Raw genomic sequence first — 8,306 nt, 5'->3', positions numbered from 1 at the left:
CGGACGGGCAGCCTGCGCGGGAGAGGGGGCGCCCGGCTTCGCCGGGGCAGCCTTGCGGGCGGGGGCGGGCTTGCCGCCGCCGCTGCCCTGCTGGAGGGCGTCCGTCAGCTTGCGTACAACGGGCGCTTCGATCGTCGAAGACGCCGAACGGACGAATTCACCGAGTTCCTGGAGCTTGGCCATGACGACCTTGCTCTCGACGCCGAACTCCTTGGCGAGTTCGTAGACCCGGACCTTAGCCACTTCGCTCCTTTGAGGTCCGGGTTGCGTCCGGACCGTCGCTAGTTCATGGGCGTACTCATCGCGTACTCATCGAGTGCTCATCGCAATCTCGACCTGCTTTCGACTCGCGAGGTACCTAGCCGTACGGGGTTCCGTACGGCACGTCTTACGGTGTTGCCTGCTCGGCAACTGTTGTCTGCTCGACGTATCGGCGCAACGCCTTTGTGTCGAGCGGCCCCGGGACGCGCAGTGTCCTCGGGAACGCCCGGCGGCGTACCGCCTGGTCGAGGCAGACCGGTGCGGGGTGAACGTACGCACCCCGGCCGGGCAGCGTACCGCGTGGATCAGGGACGCACTCGTCCTTGATCGCCACGATCCGCAGCAGTTCGGCCTTGGCCGCTCGCTTCCGACACCCCACACAGGTGCGTTCAGGGCATGCGCGGGCGCGCGTCCGGCCAGACACTGCTAAGTCTACCTCCCCGTACGCCCCTCACCCCTTTGGGGCAGGGATCGAACAGTTGCCGCGCGGGAACCTGTCGTGTTCTGAACGGCGCACGGCTTGGATCTATTCCTCGGAGCTGTTCCCGGCCGGTTCGGTGTCCGGGCGGATGTCGATCCGCCAGCCGGTCAGCCGGGCGGCGAGGCGGGCGTTCTGCCCCTCCTTGCCGATGGCCAGGGACAGCTGGTAGTCGGGCACGGTCACCCGGGCCGACCGGGTCGCCATGTCCACGATCTCGACCTTGGAGACCCGGGCCGGCGACAGCGCGTTCGCCACCATGTCGCCCGGGTCCTCCGACCAGTCGACGATGTCGATCTTCTCACCGTTCAGCTCGCCCATGACGTTGCGCACGCGGCCGCCCATGGGGCCGATGCAGGCGCCCTTGGCGTTCAGGCCGGAGCGGGTGGACCGCACCGCGATCTTCGTGCGGTGACCGGCCTCACGGGCGATCGCGGCGATCTCCACCGAGCCGTCGGCGATCTCCGGCACCTCCAGGGCGAAGAGCTTCTTCACCAGGTTGGGGTGCGTGCGCGACAGCGTCACGGACGGGCCGCGGACACCCTTGGCGACCCGGACGACGTAGCTGCGCAGCCGCATGCCGTGCTGGTAGGTCTCCCCCGGCACCTGCTCCTGCACGGGCAGGATGGCCTCCAGCTTGCCGATGTCGACCAGCACGTTCTTCGGGTCGCGGCCCTGCTGGACCACGCCGGTGACGATGTCGCCCTCGCGGCCGGCGTACTCCCCGAGCGTCGCGTCGTCCTCGGCGTCGCGCAGGCGTTGCAGGATGACCTGCTTGGCCGTGGTGGCGGCGATACGGCCGAAACCGGACGGGGTGTCGTCGAACTCGCGGGGCTCCTGGCCCTCCTCGAGGTCGTCGGGGTCCTCCTTCGCCCACACGGTCACATGGCCGGTCTCCCGGTTGAGCTCCACGCGCGCGTGGCGGCGGCTCCCCTCGGTGCGGTGGTAGGCGATGAGGAGGGCCGATTCGATCGCCTCGACCAGCAGGTCGAAGGAGATCTCCTTCTCCCGAACCAAGCCCCGCAGGGCGCTCATGTCGATGTCCACGGCTACGCCTCCTCTTCCTTCTTGTTGTCCTTGCGGCTGAATTCGACCTGGACACGCGCCCGGACGATGTCGTCGAAGGCGAGTCTGCGCGCGGTGGGCTTGCGGCCCTTCACACCGGGCACCTCGGTGTCGACACCTTCGTCGTCGACCTTCAGGATCCTGGCGACCAGTTCGCCGCCTTCGGCCAGCTGGAACTTCACCAGCCGCTCGGTGGCGCGGACGTAGTGCCGGTGTTCCGTGAGGGGGCGCTCCGCGCCCGGGGTGCCCACTTCGAGGGTGTACTCGCCCTCGCCCATCGCGTCGGTCTCGTCGAGCTTCGCCGAGAGCACACGGCTCACATCGGCGATCTGGTCCAGGTCGGCGCCGGTGTCCGAGTCGACGACGACGCGCAGCACACGCTTGCGTCCGACGGAGTCCACTTCGATCTCTTCGAGGTCCAGGCCCTGAGAGGTGACGAGCGGCTCCAGCAGTCCTCGCAGCCTCTCGCTCTGGGTGGTGCTCATCCGGGTGACTCCTCGGCCGCGTGTGCTGTTGTGGGATGGGTCGCGTGTCTGGTCAAAGGGTATCCGGTCGCGGGGAGTGTTGCCGTCCACCCGGTCACGAACGGTGCCGCTGAGTGATGCGGGGCGGGGGCCCGGGTACCGTGATCACGGGCGTGCAGCCCTCGCAGTCCCTTCTTTCTCACCTGTTTCTCGAAACGAGCCACGAGGACGTCTGACGTGCCGTTCCCCCCATCGCCGCGTGCCCGCTCGGGGCCGCGCAGAAGGAGCCTGCTCGCCGTCGCCCCAGCGGCCCTCGCCCTGGCGGGCTGCACCGGCGGGGATTCCGGCGGCCCGGCCGGGGACGGCCAGCCCGCCGCCGACCGGGCACGCGCGCGTGCGGCCCGGGACAGCGAGGCCCTGGTGGAGCGCTACGACGCCGTGATCGCCGCCCGGCCGGGGCTCGCGGGCCGGCTGCGGCCGCTGCGCGAGGAGGTCGTACGGCACGCGCGGGCCCTCGGCGGCGGCCGGAAAGCGCCGCCCTCGGCCTCCCCCTCGGCGTCGGCGTCCTCTTCGGCCTCGCCCTCACCGTCCGCGGCCGTGCCGGACAACGACAAGGACGCCCTCTCCGGGCTCGCCACGGCGGAGAAGGAGCTCGCCGACCGGCGGACCAAGGCGCTGGGCGGGGTGCCGGGTGAGCTGGCGCGACTGCTGGCGTCGGTGGCGGCGGCCGGAGCGGTGCACGTGTATCTGCTGACCGAGGGGGACGCGTGAGCGAGGAGAAGGACCGGGAGCTGCGGGCTCTTCAGGCCGCGCTGGCGGCCGAGCACGCGGCGGTGTACGGCTACGGCGTCGTCGGCGGGAGGATCGCCGACGGGCGGCGCACCGAGGCGGTCACGGCGTACGACGCGCACCGGGCACGCCGGGACGCGCTGGTGCGTGAGGTGAAGGACCTGGGCGGCCGTCCGGTGGCCGCTTCCGCCGGTTACGCGCTGCCGTTCCAGGTGCCGGACTCGGCGGCCGCCGTACGGCTCGCCGCCGAGCTGGAGGACCGGGTGGCCGGGGTCTACGCCGACCTGGTGCGCGCGGCGGGCGGCGGGCGGCGGGCCCTGGCCGCGGAGGCGCTGCGGGAGGCAGCGGTACGGGCGGTGCGCTGGCGCGGCGAGAGCGTAGCCTTCCCTGGGCTCGCGGAGCGGGCCGGCACGGCTCCGCCCTCGGCGGCGCCGACGGCGTGACCCGCGCGGGTCACGCACCGAGGACAGCACGAAGGGACGACTCGCTCATGGTTTTCGAACCGCCGAAGCGCCTGGTCAGGGCGCTCGGTGAGACGGCACCGGACGGTGACGACTGGCTGGAGAAGCTGCCCGGGGCGGCGCAGCGGGCCGTCGCGCTACGCGAGTTGACCGTGGAACGGGTGCAGGTGCCCGGCGGGCGCAGCAGCCTGGTCGTGCTGGTGCGGGCCGCGGACGGGACACCGGCCGTGCTCAAGCTGGCGCCGGGCCGGGCCCGGCCGGAGGCGGAGCGGGCCGCGCTCGGACACTGGGCCGGGCGGGGTGCCGTACAGCTGCTCGAAACCACCTCGACCGAGGGCGTCCTGCTGCTGGAGCGGCTGCACCCGGACGTGTCGGTGCGGTCGCTGCCGGAGGCGAAGGCGCTGCTGGAGGCGGCGGGGACGCTGCGACGGCTGTGGGTGGAGCCGCCCGCCGGCTTCCCCTTCGAGACCGTGGCCGAGCGGACCGGGCGGCAGGCGGAGGCGATGCGGGCGCGCGCGCAGACCGCTCCCGAGGTGGCGCCCCTGGTCGACGTGGCGCTCGCGGCGCGCGAGGAGCTGCTGGCCGCGCCGCCCGAACACCGGCTGCTGCACGGCACGTTCCGGCAGAGCAAGGTACTCGCCGGGGAACGGATGCCGTGGCTGGCCGTCGGGCCCGACCCGGTGGTCGGCGAGTGCGCCTTCGATCTGGCCCGGCTGGTCCGGGACCGGGTGGAGGACCTGATCGCCCAGCCGTCCGGCGCGGCCACGACGCGGCGCCGGGTGAAGCGGCTCGCCGAATCCCTGGACGTGGACCAGGAGCGGCTGCGGGGCTGGACGCTGTTCCGTGCCGTGGAGTCGGGCGTGCGGGCGGGGCGGGTCGGACGGCCGCGCGACGCGGAGCTGCTGCTGGAGTTCGCGAGCTGGCTGTAGGGCGCCGGGCCGCCGGCCCGGGCCTGGTCGTCGGGTCCCGGGCGGACTGTTTCGGCCAGTCCGCCCGGTCCTCCGTACTACGCCGTGAGACGGGCGACGGCTTCCTCGACCGTCAGTTCCTCGCGCTCGCCGGTGCGGCGGTCCTTCAGTTCCACCACGCCGTCGGCAGCGCGCCGGCCGGCCACCAGGATCTGCGGTACGCCGATCAGCTCGGAGTCGGTGAACTTGACGCCCGGGGAGACGCCGGGGCGGTCGTCGACCAGGACGCGGACACCGGCGGCGGCCAGCTTCTGGGAGATCTCCAGGGCCAGTTCGGTCTGGAGGGCCTTGCCGGCGGCGACCACGTGGACATCGGCCGGGGCGACCTCGGCGGGCCAGCACAGGCCCTTGTCGTCGGCGCTCTGCTCGGCCAGGGCGGCGACGGCGCGGGAGACGCCGATGCCGTACGAGCCCATGGTGACGCGGACCGGCTTGCCGTTCTGGCCGAGGACGTCGAGCTTGAGGGCGTCGGCGTACTTGCGGCCCAGCTGGAAGATGTGGCCGATCTCGATGGCGCGGTCGAGGACGAGGCCGGTGCCGCACTTGGGGCAGGGGTCGCCCTCCTGCACGACGACGACGTCGACGTATGCGCCGACCTCGAAGTCGCGGCCCGCGACGACGTTCTTCGTGTGCGTGCCGGGCTTGTTCGCGCCCGTGATCCAGGACGTGCCGGGGGCCACGCGCGGGTCGGCGATGTACGTGACCTTCTCCAGGCCCCGCGGTCCGACGTAGCCGCGGACCAGGTCGGGGCGGGCTGCGAAGTCCGTCTCGGTGACCAGTTCGACGACGGCCGGGGCGAAGTGCGCCTCGACCTTGTCCATGTCGACCTCGCGGTCCCCGGGGACACCGACGGCGACGATCTCGCCGTCGACCTTCACGAGGAGGTTCTTCAGCGTGGCCGAGGCCGGGACACCGAGAGAGGCCGCGAGGGTCTCGATGGTCGGGGTGTCGGGCGTCGGGATGTCCTCGGCGGCCGGCACGTCCGAGCCGTCGACGGGCTTCAACTCGTACGTGATCGCCTCGGTGTTCGCGGCGAAGTCGCAGTTGGGGCAGTCGGCGAAGGTGTCCTCGCCGGCCTCGGCCGGGGCCAGGAACTCCTCGGACTTGGAGCCGCCCATCGCACCGGCCGTCGCGGCGCAGATGCGGTAGTCGAGGCCGAGGCGCGCGAAGATCTTCTGGTAGGCCTCGCGGTGCAGGGCGTAGGACTTCGCCAGGCCCTCGTCCTCGGTGTCGAAGGAGTAGGAGTCCTTCATCAGGAACTCGCGGCCGCGCAGGATGCCGGCGCGGGGGCGGGCCTCGTCGCGGTACTTGTTCTGGATCTGGTAGAGGATGACCGGCAGGTCCTTGTAGGAGGACGCCTGGTCCTTCACCAGGAGGGTGAAGATCTCCTCGTGGGTGGGGCCGAGGAGGTAGTCGCCGCCCTTGCGGTCCTGGAGGCGGAACAGCTCGGGGCCGTACTCCTCCCAGCGGCCGGTGGCCTCGTAGGGCTCGCGGGGCAGGATCGCGGGGAGCAGGACCTCCTGGGCGCCGACGGCGTCCATCTCCTCACGGACGATCCGCTCGACGTTGGCCAGCACCTTCTTGCCCAGCGGCAGCCAGCTCCAGATGCCGGCGGCGGTGCGGCGCACGTAGCCGGCGCGGACGAGGAGCTTGTGGCTGAGGACCTCGGCGTCCGCCGGGTCGTCGCGCAACGTCTTCGCCAACAACTGGGACATGCGCTGGACCGGTACGTTCGCCATGGTTCCTCTGCTCCTGCTGCTGGGGGTCCCCCGCTCGGACGGAGCCGAGAGTGGGGGAAGGTGATGGCAGGAGGTTAGCCGGGGGGTGCGGGGCGGTGGAAATCGGTTAACGGCGGTGGAGCGGCAGCGGGGCTCCCATCACCGCGTACGGCTTCGGGGCGCTCGGGAAGAGGACCTGGCGGGCGAGGTCCCGGTAGCCGAGGGAGCGGTAGAGGGCGCGGGCGGGGCTCTCGGTGTCGATCGCGGAGAGGATCGAGCGGGGTTCGGCGGCGCCGTCGGTGATCGTGGTGATCAGGGAGCGTCCGAGGCCGCGGTTCTGGTACGCGGGGTGGACGTGCAGTTCGGTGATCACGAAGCTGTCGTCGAGCCAGTGGTCGTTGTCCTGGGCGCGGAGGTAGGGCTCGACGACGGTGGACCACCAGTGGGTGCGGTCGTTGGGCATGCCGTAGACGAAGCCGACGAGGCTGCCGTCGGCTGTGGCGCCGAGGGCGCGGGCCCCCGGGTACGTCATGTGGCGCAGGACGATCTGGCGTCGGACGGCTACCTCGTCCGGGCCTAGGCCGAAGGCCACGGCTTGGACGGCCAGCGCCTCGTCTACGTGGGCGGAGAGGTCGAGTGGGCCGATCACCAGGTCCATGCGGGGAGCCTACAGGGGGGTTCCGGTTGTCACCCGGGTCATGGTTGTCTTCGGCTGAGCGCGCCCACGCGGCGGAGCCGCACATGGACACAGCCCCCGCCCCCCGGGGGCACTTCAGAACAGGACGCTCATGAAAGCTCCCACTTCCTGGAAGCCCACCCTCTGGTAGGCCCTCCTGGCCGCCGTGTTGAAGTCGTTGACGTAGAGGCTGACCACGGGGGCGACGTCGGCCAGGGCGTAGCGCAGTACGGCCGCCATGCCGGGGGCCGCAAGGCCGGTGCCCCGGTACTCGGGGGCCACCCACACGCCCTGGATCTGGCAGGCGCGGTCCGTCGCGGCGCCGATCTCGGCCTTGAAGACGACCTTGCCGTCGGCGTCGAACCGGGCGAAGGCGCGGCCGGAGCCGACGAGTTCGGCGACGCGGGCCTGGTAGAGCAGGCCGCCGTCGCCGGCCAGCGGGGAGACGCCGACCTCCTCGGTGAACATCGCGACGCAGGCGGGCATGATCGTCTCCATCTCGTCCTTGCGGACGCGACGGACGTAGGGATCCGGGGTGACGTCGGCCGGGAGGCGGTCGGTGACCATGAGCGGCTGGTGCCGGCGGACCTCGCGGGCCGGGCCCCACTGGGGTTCCAGCAGCCGCCACAGGTCGGAGGTGGCGCCGGAGGGGCCGACGATGGAGGAGCAGCGGCGGCCGGCCCGGCGGGCGCGGTCGGCGAAGGCGCGGACGGCGCGCGGGCCGGCGCAGATCGGGACCAGGTTGGCGCCCGCGTAGCAGAGGGAGGTGAGTATGCCGTCCTCGTACCAGCCCCACATCTCGCCGCCGAGCCGCCACGGGTCGAGTCCGGCGACCTGTACGCGGGACGTCACGAAGGCGTTCGCTACCGGCTCGCGGTCGAGGACGGCGAGCGCCGCGTCCAGGTCGCTCGGTTCGAGGACCCGTGAGGTGGTCTGCGTCAACACGTGCGGGCCTCACGAACTGGGGTTGCTGGTCTCCGCACTATAGCTGCGCTGCTTGAGCGGGACGCCTCCGAGCTCGGGGCTTCTGGGCCGGCGGGCGGCTGCGGGTCGTCTGTAGCTGGTCGCGCAGTTCCCCGCGCCCCCAGGAAAGGGCGCGGGGAAACCGGCGTCAACGACATCAGCCCGCGACCGCCACCGACGGCTCGCCCGAGGTCACGCCGTCCTTCTCCATCTGCTCGGCCAGCTTCATGGCCTCTTCGATGAGGGTTTCCACGATCTTGGACTCGGGGACGGTCTTGATGACCTCGCCCTTGACGAAGATCTGGCCCTTGCCGTTGCCGGAGGCGACACCGAGGTCGGCCTCGCGGGCCTCGCCCGGGCCGTTGACGACGCAGCCCATGACGGCGACGCGGAGCGGGACCTCCATGCCGGTGAGGCCGGCGGTGACCTCTTCGGCCAGCTTGTAGACGTCGACCTGGGCGCG

The 8,306-nt window shown here is 72.0% G+C and carries 10 protein-coding genes and 1 pseudogene; 3 read left to right on the top strand and 8 right to left on the bottom strand.

Annotation, left to right across the window (positions count from 1 at the left end; all coding sequences use genetic code 11):
* From GTY56_RS07155 to rimP, 4 genes are all read right to left on the bottom strand, one after another.
* Positions 1-243, bottom strand: a 243-nt coding sequence (locus GTY56_RS07155; RefSeq protein WP_161363630.1) for a translation initiation factor IF-2 N-terminal domain-containing protein, incomplete at its 3' end; no start/stop codon positions are given.
* Positions 244-388: 145 nt separating this feature from the next.
* The gene (locus GTY56_RS07150; RefSeq protein WP_161363628.1) at positions 389-685 is read right to left on the bottom strand and encodes a DUF448 domain-containing protein; all 297 of its coding nucleotides are present in this window, start codon (positions 683-685) and stop codon (positions 389-391) included.
* Between the two features lie 102 nt (positions 686-787).
* A complete protein-coding gene (nusA, locus tag GTY56_RS07145; RefSeq protein ID WP_161363627.1) occupies positions 788-1,786 on the bottom strand; it encodes a transcription termination factor NusA in 999 nt (332 codons plus the stop codon).
* A gap of 2 nt (positions 1,787-1,788) precedes the next feature.
* Complete coding sequence (gene rimP / locus GTY56_RS07140) at positions 1,789-2,289, bottom strand: ribosome maturation factor RimP (protein ID WP_161363625.1); 501 nt, start codon at positions 2,287-2,289, stop codon at positions 1,789-1,791.
* Positions 2,290-2,505: 216 nt separating this feature from the next.
* On the opposite strand from rimP, the gene GTY56_RS07135 reads away from it, so the two are divergent.
* Genes GTY56_RS07135 through GTY56_RS07125 form a run of 3 tightly spaced genes read left to right on the top strand, consistent with a single transcriptional unit; the run spans position 2,506 to position 4,447 of the window.
* Positions 2,506-3,039 carry a hypothetical protein gene (locus tag GTY56_RS07135; protein WP_161363623.1) on the top strand — a complete coding sequence of 178 codons (534 nt, stop codon included), beginning with the start codon at positions 2,506-2,508 and terminating at the stop codon, positions 3,037-3,039.
* Entirely contained in the window at positions 3,036-3,500 is a 465-nt protein-coding gene (locus tag GTY56_RS07130; protein WP_033313049.1) for a ferritin-like domain-containing protein, read from the top strand. Before GTY56_RS07135 ends, GTY56_RS07130 begins: the two co-directional genes overlap by 4 nt.
* A gap of 47 nt (positions 3,501-3,547) precedes the next feature.
* A complete protein-coding gene (locus GTY56_RS07125) occupies positions 3,548-4,447 on the top strand; it encodes an aminoglycoside phosphotransferase family protein (protein WP_161363621.1) in 900 nt (299 codons plus the stop codon).
* A gap of 77 nt (positions 4,448-4,524) precedes the next feature.
* Here the strand turns inward: GTY56_RS07125 and GTY56_RS07120 are convergent, their stop codons facing one another.
* The 4 genes and pseudogenes from GTY56_RS07120 to GTY56_RS07105 all read right to left on the bottom strand — a co-directional run.
* Positions 4,525-6,225 (bottom strand): proline--tRNA ligase, encoded by a 1,701-nt coding sequence (locus tag GTY56_RS07120; protein ID WP_161363619.1) that lies wholly within the window; start codon positions 6,223-6,225, stop codon positions 4,525-4,527.
* A 106-nt stretch (positions 6,226-6,331) separates the two neighbouring features.
* The gene (locus tag GTY56_RS07115) at positions 6,332-6,862 is read right to left on the bottom strand and encodes a GNAT family N-acetyltransferase (protein ID WP_161363616.1); all 531 of its coding nucleotides are present in this window, start codon (positions 6,860-6,862) and stop codon (positions 6,332-6,334) included.
* A 114-nt stretch (positions 6,863-6,976) separates the two neighbouring features.
* Complete coding sequence (locus GTY56_RS07110) at positions 6,977-7,825, bottom strand: GNAT family N-acetyltransferase (RefSeq protein WP_161363614.1); 849 nt, start codon at positions 7,823-7,825, stop codon at positions 6,977-6,979.
* A 175-nt stretch (positions 7,826-8,000) separates the two neighbouring features.
* Positions 8,001-8,306 (bottom strand): annotated as a pseudogene (locus GTY56_RS07105) (flavodoxin-dependent (E)-4-hydroxy-3-methylbut-2-enyl-diphosphate synthase); the annotation flags it as partial.

The organism is Streptomyces sp. SID5643, from assembly GCF_009872555.1.
Taxonomy (GTDB): domain Bacteria; phylum Actinomycetota; class Actinomycetes; order Streptomycetales; family Streptomycetaceae; genus Streptomyces; species Streptomyces iakyrus.
Note: the sequence above shows the minus strand (reverse complement) of the source record. Positions and strands in the feature narration are given on the sequence as shown.